General features: G+C 68.2%; 16 protein-coding genes and 4 pseudogenes. 16 read left to right on the forward strand and 4 right to left on the reverse strand.

Annotated elements, in window-relative coordinates:
• Together QUE33_RS12590 and QUE33_RS12595 are read left to right on the forward strand one after the other, a co-directional pair.
• Positions 1-1455 (forward strand): GH1 family beta-glucosidase, encoded by a 1455-nt coding sequence (locus QUE33_RS12590; protein ID WP_286300474.1) that lies wholly within the window; start codon positions 1-3, stop codon positions 1453-1455.
• 90 nt (positions 1456-1545) lie between these two features.
• Positions 1546-2580 (forward strand): LacI family DNA-binding transcriptional regulator, encoded by a 1035-nt coding sequence (locus QUE33_RS12595; RefSeq protein WP_286300475.1) that lies wholly within the window; start codon positions 1546-1548, stop codon positions 2578-2580.
• A gap of 286 nt (positions 2581-2866) precedes the next feature.
• Here the strand turns inward: QUE33_RS12595 and QUE33_RS12600 are convergent, their stop codons facing one another.
• Positions 2867-3637 carry a hypothetical protein gene (locus tag QUE33_RS12600; protein WP_286300477.1) on the reverse strand — a complete coding sequence of 257 codons (771 nt, stop codon included), beginning with the start codon at positions 3635-3637 and terminating at the stop codon, positions 2867-2869.
• A gap of 629 nt (positions 3638-4266) precedes the next feature.
• On the opposite strand from QUE33_RS12600, the gene QUE33_RS12605 reads away from it, so the two are divergent.
• Positions 4267-5817: a DnaB-like helicase N-terminal domain-containing protein gene (locus tag QUE33_RS12605; protein ID WP_286300481.1), complete on the forward strand. Its 1551-nt coding sequence runs from the start codon at positions 4267-4269 to the stop codon at positions 5815-5817.
• A 323-nt stretch (positions 5818-6140) separates the two neighbouring features.
• A pseudogene (locus tag QUE33_RS12610) lies at positions 6141-6854 on the forward strand (DnaB-like helicase C-terminal domain-containing protein); the annotation flags it as partial.
• A gap of 160 nt (positions 6855-7014) precedes the next feature.
• Here the strand turns inward: QUE33_RS12610 and QUE33_RS12615 are convergent.
• Positions 7015-7224, reverse strand: coding sequence for an RraA family protein (locus QUE33_RS12615; protein ID WP_286300483.1), 210 nt, complete (start codon positions 7222-7224; stop codon positions 7015-7017).
• A 98-nt stretch (positions 7225-7322) separates the two neighbouring features.
• Positions 7323-7712: pseudogene (locus QUE33_RS16250) on the reverse strand (RraA family protein); the annotation flags it as partial.
• A 231-nt stretch (positions 7713-7943) separates the two neighbouring features.
• On the opposite strand from QUE33_RS16250, the pseudogene QUE33_RS16255 reads away from it, so the two are divergent.
• The 10 genes and pseudogenes from QUE33_RS16255 to QUE33_RS12665 form a co-directional block, all read left to right on the forward strand.
• A pseudogene (locus QUE33_RS16255) lies at positions 7944-9086 on the forward strand (MFS transporter); the annotation flags it as partial.
• Between the two features lie 121 nt (positions 9087-9207).
• Entirely contained in the window at positions 9208-10050 is an 843-nt protein-coding gene (locus QUE33_RS12625) for an alpha/beta hydrolase family protein (protein ID WP_286300486.1), read from the forward strand.
• 18 nt (positions 10051-10068) lie between these two features.
• The gene (locus QUE33_RS12630; protein ID WP_286300487.1) at positions 10069-11460 is read left to right on the forward strand and encodes an acyclic terpene utilization AtuA family protein; all 1392 of its coding nucleotides are present in this window, start codon (positions 10069-10071) and stop codon (positions 11458-11460) included.
• A complete protein-coding gene (locus QUE33_RS12635) occupies positions 11453-11779 on the forward strand; it encodes a DUF4387 domain-containing protein (RefSeq protein ID WP_286300488.1) in 327 nt (108 codons plus the stop codon). Before QUE33_RS12630 ends, QUE33_RS12635 begins: the two co-directional genes overlap by 8 nt.
• Positions 11780-11905: 126 nt before the next feature.
• The gene (locus QUE33_RS12640) at positions 11906-12727 is read left to right on the forward strand and encodes an MFS transporter (RefSeq protein ID WP_286300489.1); all 822 of its coding nucleotides are present in this window, start codon (positions 11906-11908) and stop codon (positions 12725-12727) included.
• Positions 12728-12878: 151 nt separating this feature from the next.
• Positions 12879-13853 carry a thioredoxin-disulfide reductase gene (trxB, locus tag QUE33_RS12645; protein WP_155048605.1) on the forward strand — a complete coding sequence of 325 codons (975 nt, stop codon included), beginning with the start codon at positions 12879-12881 and terminating at the stop codon, positions 13851-13853.
• Positions 13850-14176, forward strand: coding sequence for a thioredoxin (trxA, locus tag QUE33_RS12650; RefSeq protein ID WP_155048604.1), 327 nt, complete (start codon positions 13850-13852; stop codon positions 14174-14176). The genes trxB and trxA overlap by 4 nt, the downstream gene beginning before the upstream one ends.
• Positions 14173-15261: an ACR3 family arsenite efflux transporter gene (arsB, locus tag QUE33_RS12655; RefSeq protein WP_155048603.1), complete on the forward strand. Its 1089-nt coding sequence runs from the start codon at positions 14173-14175 to the stop codon at positions 15259-15261. The genes trxA and arsB overlap by 4 nt, the downstream gene beginning before the upstream one ends.
• Complete coding sequence (locus tag QUE33_RS12660) at positions 15258-16262, forward strand: metalloregulator ArsR/SmtB family transcription factor (protein WP_155048602.1); 1005 nt, start codon at positions 15258-15260, stop codon at positions 16260-16262. The genes arsB and QUE33_RS12660 overlap by 4 nt, the downstream gene beginning before the upstream one ends.
• A 15-nt stretch (positions 16263-16277) precedes the next feature.
• Positions 16278-16682, forward strand: coding sequence for an arsenate reductase ArsC (locus QUE33_RS12665; protein WP_155048601.1), 405 nt, complete (start codon positions 16278-16280; stop codon positions 16680-16682).
• Positions 16683-16746: 64 nt separating this feature from the next.
• On the opposite strand, the pseudogene QUE33_RS12670 reads toward QUE33_RS12665, so the two are convergent.
• A pseudogene (locus QUE33_RS12670) lies at positions 16747-18080 on the reverse strand (NAD(P)-binding domain-containing protein).
• A gap of 83 nt (positions 18081-18163) precedes the next feature.
• Here QUE33_RS12670 and QUE33_RS12675 point away from each other — a divergent pair.
• Together QUE33_RS12675 and QUE33_RS12680 are read left to right on the forward strand one after the other, a co-directional pair.
• A complete protein-coding gene (locus tag QUE33_RS12675; RefSeq protein ID WP_155048599.1) occupies positions 18164-18505 on the forward strand; it encodes an ArsR/SmtB family transcription factor in 342 nt (113 codons plus the stop codon).
• The gene (locus tag QUE33_RS12680) at positions 18505-19062 is read left to right on the forward strand and encodes a GNAT family N-acetyltransferase (RefSeq protein WP_155048598.1); all 558 of its coding nucleotides are present in this window, start codon (positions 18505-18507) and stop codon (positions 19060-19062) included. Before QUE33_RS12675 ends, QUE33_RS12680 begins: the two co-directional genes overlap by 1 nt.
• Positions 19063-19356: the final 294 nt, after the last annotated feature.

The raw sequence follows: 19356 nt of genomic DNA on the forward strand, positions 1-19356 counted from the left end.
ATGACGCTCGAATCTCACGTCCTCACCCAGGGCAGTCCCGACTACCGGGATGCCGGGCTGGAGTTCCCCGCGGACTTCCTTCTCGGCGCCGCCACCGCCGCCTACCAGATCGAGGGCGCGGCGACGGCGGATGGGCGCGGGCCGTCCATCTGGGACACGTTCAGCGCCACACCCGGCAAGATCGTCGGCGGCGATACCGGCGCGGTCGCCGATGACCACTACAACCGTCTCGAGTCCGATCTGGACCTGATGGCGGAGCTCGGCCTGGAGGCCTACCGCTTCTCCATCTCGTGGCCGCGGATCCAGCCCACGGGATCGGGACCGGCGAACGAGGCCGGGCTCGCGTTCTACCGCCGGCTCGTCGACGGGCTGGTCGCGCGCGGCATCCGTCCCATCGCCACCCTGTATCACTGGGATCTGCCGCAGACACTGGAGGACGCCGGCGGCTGGACGAACCGCGAGACGGCGCATCGCTTCGAGGAGTACACCCGGCTCGTGGCGGGGGCGCTCGGCGACCGGGTGCCCGTCTGGACCACGCTGAACGAGCCGTGGTGCAGCGCCTTCCTCGGCTACGGCTCCGGGGCGCACGCGCCCGGACGCACCGACGGAGCCGCGGCGCTCCGTGCCCTGCACCACCTGAATCTCGCGCACGGGCTGGCGGTGCGGGTGCTCCGTGAGGTGGCGCCGCAGGCCGAGATCTCCGTCACGCTGAACTTCCACGTCCTCCGCAGCGAGGACGGTGCAGCCGACAGCTCCGCGAACGACGAGGCGGTGCGCCGCATCGACGCTCTGGCCAATCGCTCCTTCACCCAGCCCATGCTCGTCGGCGGGTACCCGGCCGATCTCCTCGAGGACACGGCATCGGTCACCGATTGGTCGTTCGTGCTTCCCGGTGACGTCGACATCATCCGTCAGCCCCTCGACTTCCTCGGCGTCAACTACTACTCGACTGCCCGCGTGCGGATGTGGGACGGGGTGCAGCCGCGGCAGCGCGCCGACGGGCACAAGGATGTCGGAGGATCGGCGTGGCCGGGCAGCGAGGACGTGGAGTTCCTGCCGCAGGAGGGCCCCTACACCGCGATGGGCTGGAACATCGCGCCGGACGGACTCGAGGAGTTGCTGCTCGCCCTCAGCAGCGAGCACCCCGACCTGCCTCTGATGATCACGGAGAACGGCTCTGCCTTCGAGGATGAGGTCGTAGACGGGCGCGTGCATGACGAGGACCGGGTCGACTACCTGCGCCGCCATTTCACCGCCGCGCACCGGGTGCTGCAGCAGGGCGTCGACCTGCGCGGGTACCTCGTGTGGTCGCTGCTGGACAACTTCGAATGGGGGTACGGGTACAGCAAGCGCTTCGGCATCGTGCACGTGGACTACGACACCCAGAAGAGGACCGTGAAGGACAGCGGACGATGGCTGGCGAGGCTCATCGAAGGACACGTCATTCCCGAGTGAGCGGCCCTGCGGCTATGACGTACGGTGAAGGGGCCGCATCTCGCGCGTGCGACCCCTTCGACGCGCCGGACTGACAGCAGGAGAGCAGAAGTGACGATCGAGACGCCCCGCGGAACCACGCCGTGGATCCCGACGCTGGAAGAGGTCGCCGCCCTCGCGGGGGTGTCGAGCTCGACGGCTTCACGGGTGATCAACGGGTCTCCCCGGGTCACTGAGCAGACCGTCGCCAGGGTCAACGAGGCCATCGCCAAGATCGGCTATGTGCCGAATCGGGCGGGCAGGAACCTTGCCCGTCGTCGGACCCAGACCGTGGCGATGATGATCCCGGAGCGTACGGCCGACTTCTTCGCCGACCCATACTTCGCCGAGGTGATCCAGGGGGCGGCGATGCACGCGTCGTCGACCGAGTACTCGCTGACGCTGCTGATCGAGTCGGAGCAGGATCCGCACAAGACGCATCAGTTCCTGCGGCGCGGGAACGTCGACGGGGCGCTCATCCTCTCCCACCACAGCGCATCGTCCTCCTACGGAGAGCTCGCCCGAACCCTTCCCATCGTCTTCGGGGTGCATCCGCCGGGCGCGGTCGGAGACCAGATCCACGTCGTCGATGTGGACAATGTCGCCGTCGGGGCACTCGGCACCCGGCACCTGGTGGAGCGGGGGCGGCAGCACATCGCGACCATCACCGGTCCCCTCGACACCTCAGCGGGGCGAGAGCGGATGCAGGGCTGGCGCGACACGGTCCTCGCCGCCGGACTCGAACCCGGCGGATGCGAGGAGGGCGACTACACGCCCACCGGGGGCGCCCAGGCGATGGGCCGCCTGCTCGACGCGGAGGCGCCGTTCGACGCGGTTTTCATCGCCTCGGCGCAGATGGCGTCGGGTGCGGTGGCCGTGCTCAAAGACCGAGGAGTGCGCATCCCCGCAGACGTCGCGGTGGCCACGGCCGACAACAACGTGTTCTCGACCAGCTCCTCCCCGCAGCTGACGACCGTCGATCTGCACACCGCCGAGAAGGGCGCCACGATGATGGCGGCCGTCGTGCGGCTCATCGACGGCGCGCAGCTCGGCACCGAGATGCTCGTGCCGATCGACCTCATCGAACGCGCGTCGACCGCGCTCTGAAGGATGGGGCGGGTGCCTCGCGTGGGGAGCGAGACACCCGCCGGGGGAGTGGCGGCGTCGAGAGCCGCGCTTCTCCCGCATGGCGGTGTCGCGGAGAGGGGATCCATGACACCACCCGGGATGCCGGTGGGGCACACGGATGCTGGGGTGCACCGCGCACCCCGCTGATCCGGCATCCCACTCCGTCGGCGGCGCCAGGCCTTCCCCCGAAGGCGGGCGCAGCACCGACGGAAGTCGTCGGGGTGCGATGAGATCGCGAAGAGCTCGGTCCAGTCGCAGACCCCGGTCAGTCGGGGAACGACTCCGCACTGTCGGCGGGCCCGGATGGGACGTCGTCGTCCGTGGGCGCACGGGATCCGAGCAGTCCGCCGTCAGGGTCGGCTGACCCCGACGCAGACGTCACGATCATGGCGATCGAGGGGGCGGACCCGCCTGTTGCCTGCGAGGAGGTCATGGACCAGGTCTCACCGCCGGCGGCGGATTCGGGAAACGGCGGGACGGGGGCGACATCGGCATCCGCGTCCTCAGGCTCCTGCGCCTGCTGCTCCGTCTGCGTCGTGACCGTCACAGCGACCGGCGCGGCGGTGTGCGCCGGGGTCGGTGCGGATGCTGTGCTGCGATGCAGGTGCGTCGATGCGGCGTGCACGTAGGCGGACGGATGCCGTTCCTGCCACCGGTGCGGGCTGTCGCTGTGGCGGGAGCGAGGTGCGGCGTGGTGGGCGAAGGCGTCGTGACGCATCCGGTGGCCGTCGGCGTGGTCTCCCGGGGCGCTGTTCGGGGCCTTGTTCACCGCCGCGACGAGTGGCCGTGCCTGCGCCTTCTGCGCGACGCGCTGCGCTCGTTGCGCGACATGCTGCACGGTCTTCTGCACGCGCGGGGCGACCTGCTGCGTGGTGTGTGCGGCGTGCTGCGCAGCCTTCTGCGCTCGGTGTGTGGCGGCCTTCTGCGCGTGCTTCGCAGACTGCCGGACCTGGTGCGCGGCTCCGCGATCCTTCTGGTGCGCGTTTCCGGCCCCCGGGGGCGTCTTGTGCGTCGGGGCGTGCGCCGACGTGGACACGTGCGCGGTCGAAAGATCGGCCGCAGAGGCGGGCCCCCGCTCAGGAGCATGCTCAGTGCCGCCCATAGGAGTACGCCGAAGCCGCCCAGCAGCCATATCGCTGCTCTCCGGCGGTCGACGGACACTGCCCCCACGTGAATCCTCCCCATGGGCCGCTGCGTGACCGCGCGGCCCGATCGGTGCGACGATACCCGCTGATCCGGCTCCTGTCCACCTCGCTGGAGGTCTTCGACAATCGGCGTGAGAAGCCCAGGATTCGGACTTGACTTTCCCCAGGTTCTGCACATGGGGCTTTGCGGACCTCAACCTTAAATCTTCGCTTGAAGTCGAATCTCATCCACAGCATGGGGAGAGAAAAAATACCAGTTCACAGGCTATTAAAGAGCCAGAATCCCGTCCTCTCCACGGAGTTGTCCACAGGCGTTCTGCACAGACACTCCGGAGTTGTCCGCACGCTCTCCACAGAGTTATCCACAGGGGGTGTTGCGGGGTGGTGACCGGCCTCCTACCTTGGGGGAAGACCGGGTGTCGGATGCTCATGATTGGCTGTGCCAGCGGGCGGATCATCGCCCCGGTCACATCGTCGATGACCCATGTCCGGGCGTCATCGGCGCGGGGAGGAGCACGGGTTGTCGATCGCTGATATCTCTGACGAGCGTCTGGGTGGGGCACGCGGTCCTGAGCGGACCCCGCCGCACGATCTGCTCGCCGAGCAGAGTGCGCTGGGCGGCATGCTGCTGTCGAAGGACGCGGTCGCCGATGTGATCGAGTCGCTCAAGGGCGCCGACTTCTACGTCCCCAAGCACGAGCTCATCTTCGAGGCGATCCTCTCGCTGTACTCGCACGGCGAGCCCACCGACGTGGTCGCCGTCACCGATGAGCTCATCAAGACCGGTGAGCTGGGCCGTGCCGGCGGCGCAGATTACCTGCACACCCTGACCTCGATCGTTCCGACGGCCGCGAACGCGGGCTACTACGCCGGGATCGTGTCGGAGCGCGCGATCCTGCGCCGTCTCGTCGACGCCGGCACTCGGATCGTGCAGCTCGGCTACGCCGGCGAGGGCGACGCCACCGACATCGTCAACAACGCTCAGGCTGAGATCTACTCGGTCACCGGCTCCGAGACCGCCGAGGACTACGTTCCGCTGACGATCGCCGTCGACGCCGCCGTCGAGGAGATCGAGGCGGCCAATGGCCGCGACGGCACGATGACCGGCATCCCCACCGGCTTCCGCGAGCTCGACGAGCTGACGAACGGCCTGCACGGCGGCCAGATGATCGTCGTCGCCGCCAGGCCTGCTATGGGCAAGGCGCTCGCGCTGGACACCCCGTTGCCCACACCCACCGGCTGGGTGACGATGGGCGACGTGAAGGTCGGCGACGAGCTCTACGACGCCGACGGACGTCCCACTCGCGTCGTCGCTGCGACCGAGATCATGGAGGGGCGCCCCTGCTATGAGGTCGAGTTCTCGGACGGGTCCACGATCGTCGCGGATGCGCAGCACCAGTGGGTGACCGAGACCCGCGCGGCGCGGCGCGGTTCCGCGGGTGCGGAGGTCATCACGACCGAGCAGATGCTCGCGACTCTCACAGTCGGCGCGGATGAGCGCGCCAACCACTCGATCCGCACAGCGGATGTGCTGAAGGCTCCGGATGCCGACCTGCCGATCCCGCCGTACGCTCTTGGCGCCTGGCTCGGAGACGGGCACAGTGCCAGCGCGCGGCTGACGAGCGAGACCGACGAGATCCCCGCCTTCATCGAACGCGAAGGCGTGCGTGTGGAGCGCCGCGGCAACATGCTGTACGCGCTGAAGGTGGCCGAGCGGACACTGCTCGTCCGCAACTGCGAGGTCTGCGGCACGGAGTTCACGGCGCGCCATCCGCACGTCCGCACCTGTGGGCGCACCTGCGGGCCGAAGAACAAGGGTAGGCACCCCGAACGGCTCACCTGTGTGGACTGCGGCTCACCCTACTCGGGCGAGGCTCAGCGCTGCGCGCGCTGCCACCGCGATCACGGCTCCTTCGCGGCGCTGCTGCGCAAGGCGGGCGTGCTCGGCGACAAGCATGTTCCTGCGCAGTACCTTCGGGCATCGGTGGCGCAGCGCCGCGATCTGCTCGCCGGGCTCATGGACACCGACGGCACCGTCGTGCGGGGGTGGGCTCATGCCAGTTCGCCGTGACCAACAAGCGCCTGGCCGACAGCGTGTACGAGCTCATCGTCAGCCTGGGCTACAAGTGCGGTCGCACGACCAGGCGGGTGAACGGCGCGTCCGAGGCATCCTCCACCTGCTACATCCTGAACTTCTCGACCGTCGATGACGTGTTTCGGCTCGATCGCAAGCGAGTTCTTCATGCACAGGAGCGTCCGAAGAGCACTCTGAGGATCGGCCGCCGGTATGTGAAGGCCGTGCGCCCGATCGCCAGCGTCCCCGTGCGCTGCGTGCAGGTCGACAACGACGAGCACCTGTATCTGGCCGGCGAGTCGATGATCCCGACGCACAACTCGACGCTGGCTCTGGATTTCGCGCGGTCCGCGTCGATCGGCAACAACCAGCCGTCGATCTTCTTCTCCCTCGAGATGGGCAAGAGCGAGATCGCGATGCGCCTGCTCAGCGCCGAAGGCGGCATCCCGCTGCAGAACATGCGCAAGGGAACCCTCGACCCGCGGGACTGGACGACCGTCGCCGCGACGCGCGGCCGCATCAACGACGCCCCGCTGTACATCGACGACAGCCCGAACATGACCCTCGTCGAGATCCGCGCCAAGTGCCGGCGGCTCAAGCAGCGCGAAGGGCTGAAGATGGTGGTGATCGACTACCTGCAGCTGATGACGAGCGGCAAGCGCGTCGAGTCGCGCCAGCAGGAGGTCTCGGAGTTCTCGCGTGCGCTCAAACTGCTCGCCAAGGAGTTGCAGGTGCCGGTGGTCGCGCTGTCGCAGCTGAACCGTGGCCCTGAGCAGCGGCAGGACAAGAAGCCCGCGATCAGCGACCTGCGTGAGTCCGGATCGATCGAGCAGGACGCCGACATGGTGATCCTGCTGCACCGCGACTCGGTCTACGACAAGGACGTGCGCCCCGGCGAGGCCGACCTGATCGTCGCCAAGCACCGCAACGGCCCCACCGCGACTATCAACGTCGCCTTCCAGGGCCACTACTCGCGCTTCGCCGACATGGCCCAGGGCGACTTCGGCGGCGGAGGTGGCGGGGACTTCCACTGATCAGGGATATTCAGCCTGCTGCTTTCGGAGACGATCGTCATCAGCGGTAGTCAAGCACGATGCCCGTCCCGCCTCTGTGTCTGAAGAGCGGGACGGAGAGGCGTGCACCCTCGCGTTGACGCTGATCAGATGGATTGGCCGCAGCAGCGGTTTACCGGACTCACCCACGCCCGTAGCTGCGCAGCCGCCGGTATCCGTCGAGCGTGAACTCGGCGCTCTGGATGTAGGCGAGATCTCGCTCCTCGCCCTCGCGCACTTGCCGCACGGCATTCGGGAGGGTGTCGAGCGACGCCCAGGGGACCGTGACGATGCCGTTCGCATCGCCGTGCAGGATGTCTCCGGTCGCGATGGTCTCGCCGTCGAGCAGCACGGTTTCGCCGACCCGCGACAGTTCGAAGTTCGCATGCGAGACGACGGTGTAGCGCGAAAAGTAGTGGACTCCTTGGCTCGAACCTCCGCCAAGTCGCGCAGCGCGCCGTCGGTCACGAAGCCGACCGCGCCCAGACGCTGCGCGAGGGTCGCCATGATCTCCCCGGCATAGGCGACTCGGGTCGGTGTGGTGCTGGCATCCTTCATCACGATCACGACGGGACCGCTCATCGCTTCGAGCCGCTTCCACAGCTCCCAGTAGCTGTCTTGGCTCGCGGGCCTGCCGAGCGCGTTCGAAACGGTCACCGTGAGAGCACGGCCGACCATCACCCCGAGCTCGGGGAAGTCGGCGCGGATGCGCCCGCCGATATATCCCGTGCTGCGGTCGCGCAGTTCGAGCCGTTCGAGGGCGTTCGCGATCGTGGGCGAGTCGACGCCGGCGAGGAAGTCCAGCTGTGATGCGGTGAGGGCGGGCTGCAGGTTCGTCATGACGGTGAGGCCTCCGGCGTCGTCGCAGAGCCTTCGTGAAAGCCGAAGGCGATCAATGGTTGCTCTGATCGAGCGTCTGCTCTAGATTATGCAATAGCAAATAGCATTTCGACAAGAGCTCCCCAGCAGGCAGCCCACCAGTCAGCGATTGGACAAAGGAGTCTGATGAAGATCGCAACCTCGGCCGTGCCGACGACAGGCCCACGCCCGAAACTCAACACACGCGCCGCCATGCTCGTTGCGCTCGCCGTCTTCGCTCAGGAATCGGTGTGGAACTTCTACGACGCGCAGGTTCCGGCCTCCATCGCGGAATACACGACGAGCGCTGCACTCATCGGCCTGCTCATGGGCGTGGACAACATCCTCGGCATCGTGCTGCAGCCCTTGATGGGCCACATCTCCGACCGCACGCGATCCCGATGGGGACGGCGCGTTCCCTATCTCGTGATCGGTGCACCCGTTGCCGCCCTCTTCTTTCTGCTTATCCCGTTCGCCGGTTCCTTTGGCGCCCTGATCGTATGCATGTTCCTGTTCGCGATCGTCGCGAACTCGTTCAAGCCTCTGACCGACGCTCTCACCCCCGACTTCCAAGCGCCGGGGCGCCGCAGCCTCGCCAACGGCATCGCGAAGATCGCGACAAGTCTCACCATCATCGTCTCCGCGCTGATCAGCCTCTTCATCGTCGATGAGAGTCTTGAGCTCGCCTTCGCCATTCCGGCCGTGCTGCTCGTGTGCGCCATGCTCATCGTCGGATTCACGATCCGCGAGACCCGTTCTCCCGGCTATCAGCGCGCGCTCGCCGACGGGACAACCGGCCAGGCGGATCCGTGGAGCTTCCGACGCGTCGTGTCCGAGCTGTTCCGGGACCGCGACCGCAGCCGCCTCTTCCTGCTGCTGGGCATCTTCGCCACCGCCGGCACGTGGGCGGCGATGCGGGCGCAGCTGACACCGTACGCCATGGAGGTTCTGGACGTGAGCCGCGGCGTCGCGGGATCGCTCGCGCTTCCGGGAGGCGTGGCGTTCCTGGTCGCGGCGATCCCGATCGCGCTCTTCTCCGATCGCGCGGGAAGACGGCGGATGATCCGCATCGGTCTGACCATCATGATCATCGGATGCCTGATCGCATTCGCCATTCCGACCCTGGTCACAACGATCGCGGGAGTCATGGTGGCATCTGTCGGGTACGCCGCGTTCTCGGTCAACGCCGTCGTGCTGATGTGGAACCTCGCCCCCAGTCGCACCGTCACCGGCGCGTACAGCGGGCTGTACGCGGTCGCCGCCGCCATCGGCGCCTCGCTGGGCCCGGCGATCGTCGGAGGGCTCGTGGATCTGACCGCCTGGTCGTTCATGTTCCTGCACTCCAGCCTGCTCGGCGTGGTCGGATTGGCGCTGTTCTTCCTCGTCCGACGCGAGATCAGCGACGGACAGTTGGCAGAGGATGCCGAGGTGGATGCCGCAGCACCCGCAACCGCGGCATCGAGCGAGGGGAGCAGCCATGACGCTCAGCAGAATCGACGACTTCCCGCCGCAGCATCCGGCCTGGGAGCTGTTGACCGGGGCGACACCGTTTCAGGCGAGCAGCATCGACCAGAGGTTCTCATTCACCACCTACATCCCGTCCGCCTACCGCCATTCGGCGGCGCCGCTGCCACTTCTCGTCGCCGTGCACGGCACGGGCCGGCGCCCGGAGGCGGTCCGCGATCGATTCGTCCGGTTCGCCGAGGAGCAGGGGGTCGTCGTCTTGGTGCCCCTGTTCCCGATCGGCATCGACGAGCCCGACGACGTCGACAACTACAAGAACCTCAGCTACGGCGGTACGCGCTTCGACGAGGTGCTGCTGGGCATGATCGCCGACGCGGCAGAGCGCTGGCGGATCGAGTGCGAGCGTTTCCTGCTGGCGGGATTCTCGGGCGGCGGCCAGTTCGCGCACCGTTTCGCGTACCTGCATCCGGAACGCCTGCGAGCTGTCTCGATCGGGGCGCCGGGGCGGGTCACGCTGCCGGATGCCGAGCCGTGGCCGCACGGAATCGGGGACGTGCACGACGTGTTCGGCAGGGATGCCGATCTCGACGCCCTGACCCGGATCCCGCACCAGATCATCGTCGGCGGCGAGGATGATGCGCGTGAGACGCTCGCCATCGTCGCATCCGACGCTCGCGAGGCTCGGGCAGGAGTCACGCGCGTCGAGCGGGCGCACACGCTTGCCCGAGAACTCACCTCCCACGGCGTGCCCGTCGAGATGGTCGTCGTTCCCGGCGTCGCACACGACGCGGATGCCATGAGCGCGCCGGTGATTGATTTCCTGAGCCGCGCACTGGCTCAGCCCATCGCCATCTGAAGGAAGAAGAGAACTATCGTGTCGACAACCACAACGGATTCCGTGAAGGTGTTCGTGCCGATCGGGATGCTGGGCGGCGGGTTCCCCGAAGCGATCGTGGAGCAGGGCATGGCGCTCACTCCCGACGTCATCGCGGTCGATGGCGGCTCCACAGATTCCGGCCCCTATTACCTGGGTGCCGCTACGGGGAAGTCGCCGGACGGATCCATCGCCCGTGACCTTCGGCTGCTGCTTCGTGCCGCATCCGAAGCCGGCATCCCGCTCATCGTCGGATCCTGCGGCACCAGCGGCACCGATGCCGGAGTCGACTGGGTGGCCGGCATCGCTGAACAGGTCATGGCCGAGGAGGGCATCGACCTGCGCATCGCGCGCATCTACAGCGAGCAGCGCGCCGATGATCTCAAGGAGCACCTGTCCTCGGGGCGCATCCACCCACTGGCCCCGATGGGAGAGCTGCAGCCCGAGACGCTGGACGACTGCACCCACATCGTCGGTCTGATGGGCCACGAGCCGATCGTCGAAGCGCTGCAGGCGGGAGCGCAGGTCGTGCTCGCCGGACGCGCCACCGACACTGCCGTCGCCGCTGCCGTCCCCCTCATGTGGGGGATGCCGGCGGGCCCTTCCTGGCATGCCGGGAAGATCGTGGAGTGCGGTGCCCAGGCGACCACCAACCCCCGCACCGCGGGTATCTTCGCCACGATCGATCACGAAGGGTTCACGATCGAGCCCGTCGACCCCGACACTGCCTGCACGCCCACGTCGGTGGCCGCGCACATGGTCTACGAGAATGTCGATCCCTTCCTGCTCACAGAGCCCGACGGCGTGCTCGACGTCCGCAACGCCGTGTACCGGTCATTGGACGGTCGACGCGTCCGCGTCGAGGGATCCGAGTTCCATCACGCGGCGCAGCACACCGTGAAGCTCGAAGGAGCGCGGATCGCCGGCTACCAGACCGTGTCGTTCGTCGGTGTTCGCGAGCCGCTGGTGCTGGCCGACCCGGAGGCATGGGCCGAGGTGCTGCGCGAGTACCTGTTCCTGCGCACCGAGCAGGCACTTGGACTCGCCCGCGATGACTTCTCCTTCGACCTGCGGCTGTACGGGCACAACGCGATCCTCGGAGAACTCGATCCGGTTTCCACTGCATCCGCCCCTCCGCGAGAGCTCGGCGTCATGCTCATCGTCAATGCCTGTGACCAGCAGACCGCCACCGCGATTGCGAAGGTCATGAACCCGTACCTGCTGCATATGCCCACGCGCGAGATGGACTATCTGCCGAGCTTCGCCTTCGCCACGTCTCCGGCCGAGATGGAGCGCGGCGCCGCCTACGAGTTTGTCCTCAACCATGTCGTCGACAGTCCTACGCCGACCGCGCTGTTCCGCATCGAGATCGGAGTCCCCGCTCATGTCTGAGACCATGCCCACGCTGGCCGACGTCTGCGACGAGGTCCGATCGAAGAATGCCGGCCCGTTCTGGATCACCCTCGACCTGTTCGTGAAGGATGACGCGGCGTACGAGATCGTCGCCGATGAGTCCTTCCTCGATGAGCAGCGGGTCGGTGAGATCTACCGCGTCGATCCCGCGACGATCAGGATGTTCCGACTACCCGAGCTGAAGGTGCTGAAGATCTCGTTCCCGCGACCGGTGTCGCAGGGGTCACTGCACGACCGCGACATCCACGCTGGGCAGCATCACGTACCTTTGTCAGTGTTGCCTGTTCCCCTTCCATGACAGCATCGGGAGGCATGATCGAGCGGACGGCGGGGCGATCCGTGATGGCGAAGAGCGACACGATCGCGGAGAGTGCGATGGTGGAGGCGGTGTGACGGGAATGGACGGCACACAGTCGGTGCGCGTGTGAGGCGTCCCGCTCGCCACGACGGCTTCGACCGGCGTCTGATCGCGCCGATGATCCTCGGATCGGTCCTCAATCCGATCAACTCGTCGATCATCGCGGTCGCTCTCGTGCCGATCGGCATCGCCTTCGGCGCCCCGGCGAGTCAGACCACGCTGCTCGTCTCGGCGCTGTACTTCGCGACGGCTATCGGACAGCCTCTCGCCGGCCGGCTCATCGACCTCTTCGGTCCGCGTGGGCTGTACCTGGCAGGTGCCGCGTTCACGACGATCGCCGGAGCGATCGGTGCATTCGCCCCGACTCTGTCGCTGCTCATCGTCGCCCGCGTCGTGCTCGGCCTCGGAACATGTGCGGGATACCCGGCATCCATGTCGCTGCTGCGTCGGGAGACCGAGCGCACCGCCGACTTCGGCGGCTTCCGCCCGACCGGGATGCTGACCGCCCTGTCTGTCGCAAACCAGACGGTCGCCGTGGTCGGGCCGACCCTGGGCGGGGTGCTCGTTGACGTCGGCGGCTGGCGGTCGACGTTCGCGATCAACATCCCGCTCGGGATCGCCTGCTTCGTCTGTGGGCTGCTTCTCCTGCCGCGGGAGGAGAAGCATCGGACGACGGATGCCGGCGAGCGGCCCGCGGGTTCGCTGCGCCGCCTCGACCTCCCCGGCATCCTGCTGTTCGCCGGACTGCTCGTCAGCCTCATGCTCTTCCTCATGAACTCCGAGGTCGCATCGCTCTGGCTTCTCGCGGTCGCCGCGGTCGCCGGCGCCGGATTCGCGTTCCGTGAACGCCGCGCCGCCGACCCGTTTACTGGTAGGTCCGATTGTTGATGAGTGCACTTTTCGCGCACGGTTTGTCGACGATATAGAGGTTCGCGCTCGGAGGGCATTGGCGGCCCCTGCCAGAGCGGGGTGGGTGAACATTCGGTGACGAAGCCGGCTTGGACTCGCGGATTGATTCGATAGATGTCAATATAGATGCATGTCGAATCAAGAGGTGGAACTGGTCATCGTCGGGTCAGGTCCCGCCGGATACACTGCGGCTGTCTACGCAGCACGTGCGGGTCTCGCGCCGGTCGTGATCGCCGGCTCGGTGACGGCGGGCGGTGCGTTGATGACGACGACCGAGGTGGAGAACTTCCCGGGCTTCGTCGATGGCGTGCAGGGGCCGGAGCTGATGGAGTCGATGCGGGCGCAGGCCGAGCGGTTCGGCGCGCAGATCGTCTACGACGACGCGATCCGCCTTGATCTCGACGGCGACGTGAAGACCGTTGAGACCGGTGCTGGCGAGACGTACCTGGCGCGGGCGGTGGTCCTGACGATGGGATCCGCGTATCGCAAGCTCGGCCTTCCTGAGGAGGAGCGCTTGTCCGGGCACGGAGTGTCTTGGTGCGCGACGTGCGACGGGTTCTTCTTCCGCGACAAGGAGATCTCCGTGATCGGCGGCGGGGACTCGGCGATGGAAGAGGCTCTGTTCCTCACTCGGTTCGCGTCGAAGGTGACCATAGTGCACCGCCGGGACGAGTTCCGGGCGTCGAGGATCATGGCGCAGCGCGTGCTGGAGGATCCGAAGATCGAGGTCGCCTGGAACAGCGAGGTCGCCGCGATCCTCGGCGACGAGCAGGTCACCGGGCTCGTGCTGCGCGACACCGTCACCGGGGCCGAGCGCACGCTCGACGCGACGGGGGTGTTCGTCGCGATCGGGCACGATCCTCGCTCCGAGCTCGTCGCGGGCCAGGTAGACACCGACGCGGACGGCTACGTTCGTGTCGCGCACCCGTCCACGCGGACGAACCTGGCCGGGGTGTTCGCGGCCGGGGATCTCGTCGATCACACGTACCGGCAGGCGATCACCGCCGCGGGCACCGGCTGCGCGGCCGCGCAGGACGCCCAGCACTACCTGTCGAACCTCGCACCCGCCACCCTGCCCGAGCCCGTCCTGGAGGTCTCCGCATGAGCACCGTCACCCCCGTCACCGACGCCACTTTCCAGGCTGAAGTGCTCGAATCCGAGCTGCCCGTCGTGGTCGATATCTGGGCGACCTGGTGCGGGCCGTGCAAGGCGATCGCCCCGATCCTGGACCAGCTCGCCGGCGAGTACGCGGGCCGGGTGAAGATCGTGAAGCTCGACGCCGACCAGAATCCCGAGACTGTGGCCGCGGCCCGCGTGACCTCGATCCCGACCCTCGGCTTCTACCGGGACGGGGAACGCGTCGACACGCTGATCGGCGCGCACCCGAAGCCCGTCTACCTCGCGAAGATCGAGGAGCTGCTCGCATGACCGACGCTTTGACCCGTACCGCCCCGAAGAGGCTCTCCACCCTAGACAAGTGGCTGCCGCTGTGGATCGGCCTCGCCATGGTCGCGGGCCTGCTGCTCGGACGTTTCGTGCCGGCTCTTTCGGGGCTGTTGGCGAAGCTCGAGGTCGGCGGGATCTCGATCCCCATCGGCCTGGGCCTGCTGGTGATGATGTACCCGGTCCTGGCGAAGGTCCGCTACGACAAGGTCGCCGCCGTCACCGGGGACAAGAAACTGCTGGTCTCGTCGCTGGTGCTGAACTGGCTGGCCGGCCCAGCCGTGATGTTCGCCCTGGCCTGGTTGTTCCTGCCGGACCTGCCGGAGTACCGTACGGGGCTCATCATCGTCGGGCTGGCGCGGTGCATCGCGATGGTCGTGATCTGGAACGATCTGGCCTGCGGCGACCGCGAGGCGACGGCGGTGCTCGTCGCGATCAACTCGGTCTTCCAGGTCGTGATGTTCTCGGTGCTGGGCTGGTTCTATCTCACGGTGCTGCCCGGCTGGCTGGGCCTGGACGCGCAGGGCCTGGAGGTCTCCGTCTGGCAGATCGCGCTGAACGTTCTCGTCTTCCTCGGCGTGCCGCTGGTGGCGGGCTTCGCGTCGCGATGGATCGGCGAGAAGCGCCATGGCCGCGCCTGGTACGAGGAGAAGTTCCTGCCCGCGGTCGGCCCATGGGCGCTGTACGGGCTGCTGTTCACGATCGTGCTGCTGTTCGCGCTGCAGGGCGATGCGGTGCTGGCGAAGCCCCTCGACGTGGCGCGGATCGCGCTGCCGCTGCTGGTCTACTTCGGCCTGATGTGGTTCGCGGGGCTGCTGCTCGGCAAGGGCCTCGGCCTCGGCTACGCACGGTCGACGACGCTCGCGTTCACCGCGGCGGGCAACAACTTCGAGCTAGCGATCGCGGTCGCGATCGGCACCTTCGGCGCGGCCTCCGGACAGGCCCTCGCCGGAGTCGTCGGCCCCCTGATCGAGGTGCCTGTGCTCGTGGGCCTCGTCTACGTCTCGCTCTGGGCCGCCCGGGCCTGGTTCCGCACCGACCCCTACGCCGTCGAATCGAGGACGTCATGACCGATACCGCCGTCATCTCCAACACGGAGGCGTGCGCGCCGTCCGCGACGCATGCCATCGGCACCGAGGCCGCGACCACCGTGGCCGGCGCGCTCAAGGCGCTCGCTGATCCGCTGCGTCTGCGGATGCTCTCCGCGATCGCGATCGACCCTCGCGGAGAGTCCTGCGTGTGCGACCTCGCCGAGCTCGCCGAGGTGTCGCAGCCGACGGTCTCCCACCATCTGAAGGTGCTGAAGGAGACGGGGATGCTGCTGTCCGAGCGGCGGGGTACCTGGGTGTACTACCGCATCGCGCCAGGCAAGCAGCGCGCCGTCGCGGCTCTCCTTGACGCGTTCGCTCCCGCCGCAGCCGCCATGGACGAGCCCGAAGACACCGCAGCACGGGCCGAGGCCTTGCAGCAGATGGACACCCGCGTGACCCGCCTCGCCGAGGAACTCGCGGACGAGCTGACCGGGCTGAACCGTGATCTCGTGGTCGCGATCGTGCGCGAGTCCTACGCGGGCCTGGTGCGTTCAGCGAAGCTGACGGCGCACATGATCCCGCTGACCGAACGGTTCGCCCGGCAGCGCCTGGCCGATCTGACCAGAGATCGGGTGACAGCGGTGCCGCAGGTACTGTTCGTCTGCGTGCAGAACGCGGGCCGCTCGCAACTTGCCGCCGCGATTGTCAACCAGCTCGCCGGGGGCAAGGTCATCGCCCGCTCCGCCGGGTCGACGCCTGCGGCGGATGTGCACCCGCACTTGCGCTCTCTGCTCACCGAGATCGAAGGCGAACAGCTAGCGGGGGATGCGTTCCCGAAGCCGCTGACCGACGACGCGGTGCGCGCCGCGGACGTGGTGGTGACGATGGGCTGCGGCGACGTCTGCCCGATCATCCCCGGGGTCCGCTACGAGGACTGGGCCGTCGGAGACCCAGCGCTGGCCTCGCCCGAGGGCGTCGCCGCGATCCGCGATGACATCGAGGGCCGCGTCCGCGAGCTCCTCGCTACTCTCACCGACTGACTGAAGGAAACTGCCATGACTGACCAGAAGCCCTCCGTCCTTTTCGTCTGCGTCCACAACGCCGGACGCTCCCAGATGGCCGCCGGCTGGCTCCGCGAGCTCGCCGGTGACCGCGTCGAGGTCCGCTCCGCCGGATCCATGCCCGCTGACCAGATCAACCCCGTCGCCGTCGAGGCGATGCGTGAGGTGGGCATCGACATCACTGCGGAGCAGCCAAAAGTGCTCACCACCGAAGCGGTGCAAGACTCCGATGTCGTGATCACGATGGGCTGCGGCGACGCCTGCCCGTTCTTCCCGGGCAAGCGGTATGAGGACTGGAAGCTCGACGACCCCGCCGGGCAGGGCATCGAGGCGGTTCGTCCCATCCGCGACGAGATCAAGGGCCGCGTCGAGACCCTTCTCGCCGACCTCCTGGGCTGAGCAGTACCGCACGTGCGAAGGGGCAGGAACCGTCTGGTTCCTGCCCCTTCCTGTTGTCCGCGATTCAGCGGCCAGCTGGTGCCGTGCCGAGCTGGATGAGCTGGGGGCTCGACGCGCAGCACGACCCGGCGGAAGACTCCTGGTCGGGAGCGTCGAACAGGCCGGAGCCTCCGCACACGCCCGTGTCCGGGAGGACGAGGTCCACGCGCTCGGCGGCCTCGCGGTCCCCGGCGATCGCGGCGACGACGCTGCGCACCTGCTCGAACCCGGTCAGGGCGAGGAACGTCGGCGCACGGCCGTAGGACTTCGCGCCCACGATGTAGAAGCCCGGCTCGGGCTGCTCGAGGTCGGCTGCGCCGGTGGCCCGCACGGAGCCGCACGAGTGCACGTTCGGATCGACCTCCGCAGCGATCTTCGACGGTGCCTGCAGGCGCATGTCGAGGTCGAGACGGATCTCGGAGAGGAAGGACAGGTCGGGGCGGAACCCGGTGGCGACGAACACCCGAGCGGCAGGTGCGAGCCGGCGGCCATCTTCTGCCACGAGCGCCGCCTGGCCGCCGTCGATGACGACCCGCTCGGAGCGGAACCCGGTCACGAGATCGACGAGCCCGTCTTCGACGGCCTTCTTCGCCCGCTGGCCCAGCGCGCCGCGCTCGGGCAGCTCGTCGGCGCTGCCGCCGCCGAAGGTGTTGCCGACCGCGCCGCGGCGCAGCACCCAGGTGATCCGCGTCCCCGGCTCACGCTTGGCCACCCTGGACAGGACCCCGATCGTCGTCGCCGCGGAGTGCCCGTTGCCGACCACCACGACGTGCTGGCCCGCCAGGGGCTGGCGTCCTCGATCGCGGGCATGCGGTGCTCCAGGAGCCCAGCTTCGACCGCTGCCCTCTCACCGAGGGCGGGAAGACCGTCAGCGCCGGCGGGGCTGGGTGTCCGCCAGGTGCCGGAAGCGTCGATCACGGCACTCGCTTCGATCCGCTCCTCGGTGCCGTCGGCGCGCGCGACGTGGACGACGAAGGGCTGCTCGGCGCGGCCCGCGTCGACGGAGAGGTCCCGGCCCTTGCGGCCGACGCCGACCACGCGAGCTCCGTAGCGTACGCGGTCACCGAGGGCGTCGGCGAGGGGCGCGAGGTACTGATCGATCCACTGCGCGCCGGTCGGGTAGCCCTGAGTCGGGGCCGACCACCCGGTGGGCTCCAGCAGGCGTCGCGACGCGGCGTCGGTGAGCTCGGTCCACGGAGAGAACAGGCGGACGTGGCCCCACTCGGCCACCGCGGAGGCAGCCGTGTCGCCGGATTCCAGGACGATCGGGTCGAGCCCGCGCTCGAGCAGGTGAGCGGCGGCGGCCAGTCCCTGCGGACCGGCCCCGATGACGACGACAGGATTCACTGCGACCTCCATGCATTGACGTTCTTCGATGCGTTGACAGGAACGATCCTGTCCTTCATATCGACAGATGTCAATACGTCGGGCAGAATGGAGCCATGAACGCACTGCCCGCCACCATCGCCTCTTCCGCTGGGGCGTGCTGCGCCCCCGGCCAGGCGATGGACGACGGCACGGCCCACGACCTCGCGAAGGTCTTCAAGGCCCTCGGCGACCCGACGCGGGTGAAGCTGCTCTCGATGATCGTCGGCAGCAGCGCCGGCGAGATGTGCGTCTGCGACCTCACGGACCCCGTGGGCCTGTCGCAGCCGACCGTCTCGCACCACATGAAGCTGCTCGTCGAGGCGGAACTGGTCACCAGGGAGCAGCGCGGGAAGTGGGCCTACTACCGGCCTACCACCGGCACGCTCGCCGATGCGGCGAAGGCGCTGCTGGGCTGATGGGAGCGGTCGGGCTCCGGCCGATGGTCGAGACGGACTGGCCCGCGGTCGAGAAGATCTACCGCGCCGGGATCGCGACCGGCCACGCGACGTTCGAATCCGAGCCGCCGCCCTCCTGGGACGTGTTCGCAGCGGGCAAGCAGCCCGGTCTCATGCTCGTCGCGGCGGATGGACCGACGGTCGTCGGCTGGGCGGCCGCAGGCCCCGTCTCCGCCCGCGCCGTGTACCGCGGCGTGGTCGAGCACTCCGTCTACGTCGCGCCGCAGTCGTCGGGCAGAGGCGTCGGGCGTCTCCTGCTGGAGGGGCTGATCAGCGCCGCCGAGCACACGGGCATCTGGACCATCCAGTCCTCGGTATTCCCCGAGAACACGGCCAGCCTCCGCCTCCACGAGCGAGCGGGGTTCCGCCAGGTCGGCCGGCGCGAGCGGATAGCGCTCATGGAGCACGGCCCGCTCGCAGGCCAGTGGCGCGACACCATCCTGCTCGAACGACGCGCGGACGTGACGAGTGTAGGTGCACCTGTTCATAAGCCGGGGGCCGAGCGGAGCCCTGGATAGTCCGTCCAATCGCCGCTGGCGAGACGCGACCATGCGGCTGCGGAGGCGGGGGTGATGCCGAGCAGGTCGGAGACGATCCGCGGGTGCATCCGACGGGTGAGATCGATCAAGGCCGTGGTCCGGGCGCTTCCTGAGCGAAGCCCCTGTTCGCGGAGACGTCGACTGAGCGGGCCGGGTGTGAGATGGAGCCCGGGGTTCCGTGGATCACCACGGACCTCGGATACTCGCAGGCCCCCGTCGTCGTTGTCGACGAGCAGGATCACTGGTCCGGGTTCCAACCCGACGAGATCATAC

It is taken from the genome of Microbacterium suwonense, from assembly GCF_030296555.1.
In the GTDB taxonomy this organism is placed as follows: Bacteria; Actinomycetota; Actinomycetes; order Actinomycetales; family Microbacteriaceae; genus Microbacterium; species Microbacterium suwonense.

Coding starts and splice junctions, on each gene's coding strand:
- QUE33_RS12590 (WP_286300474.1), top strand. CDS start 1: ATGACGCTCGAATCTCACGTCCTCACCCAGGGCAGTCCCGACTACCGG.
- QUE33_RS12625 (WP_286300486.1), top strand. CDS start 9,208: ATGACGCTCAGCAGAATCGACGACTTCCCGCCGCAGCATCCGGCCTGG.
- QUE33_RS12635 (WP_286300488.1), top strand. CDS start 11,453: ATGTCTGAGACCATGCCCACGCTGGCCGACGTCTGCGACGAGGTCCGA.
- trxB (WP_155048605.1), top strand. CDS start 12,879: ATGTCGAATCAAGAGGTGGAACTGGTCATCGTCGGGTCAGGTCCCGCC.
- trxA (WP_155048604.1), top strand. CDS start 13,850: ATGAGCACCGTCACCCCCGTCACCGACGCCACTTTCCAGGCTGAAGTG.
- arsB (WP_155048603.1), top strand. CDS start 14,173: ATGACCGACGCTTTGACCCGTACCGCCCCGAAGAGGCTCTCCACCCTA.
- QUE33_RS12660 (WP_155048602.1), top strand. CDS start 15,258: ATGACCGATACCGCCGTCATCTCCAACACGGAGGCGTGCGCGCCGTCC.
- QUE33_RS12665 (WP_155048601.1), top strand. CDS start 16,278: ATGACTGACCAGAAGCCCTCCGTCCTTTTCGTCTGCGTCCACAACGCC.
- QUE33_RS12675 (WP_155048599.1), top strand. CDS start 18,164: ATGAACGCACTGCCCGCCACCATCGCCTCTTCCGCTGGGGCGTGCTGC.
- QUE33_RS12680 (WP_155048598.1), top strand. CDS start 18,505: ATGGGAGCGGTCGGGCTCCGGCCGATGGTCGAGACGGACTGGCCCGCG.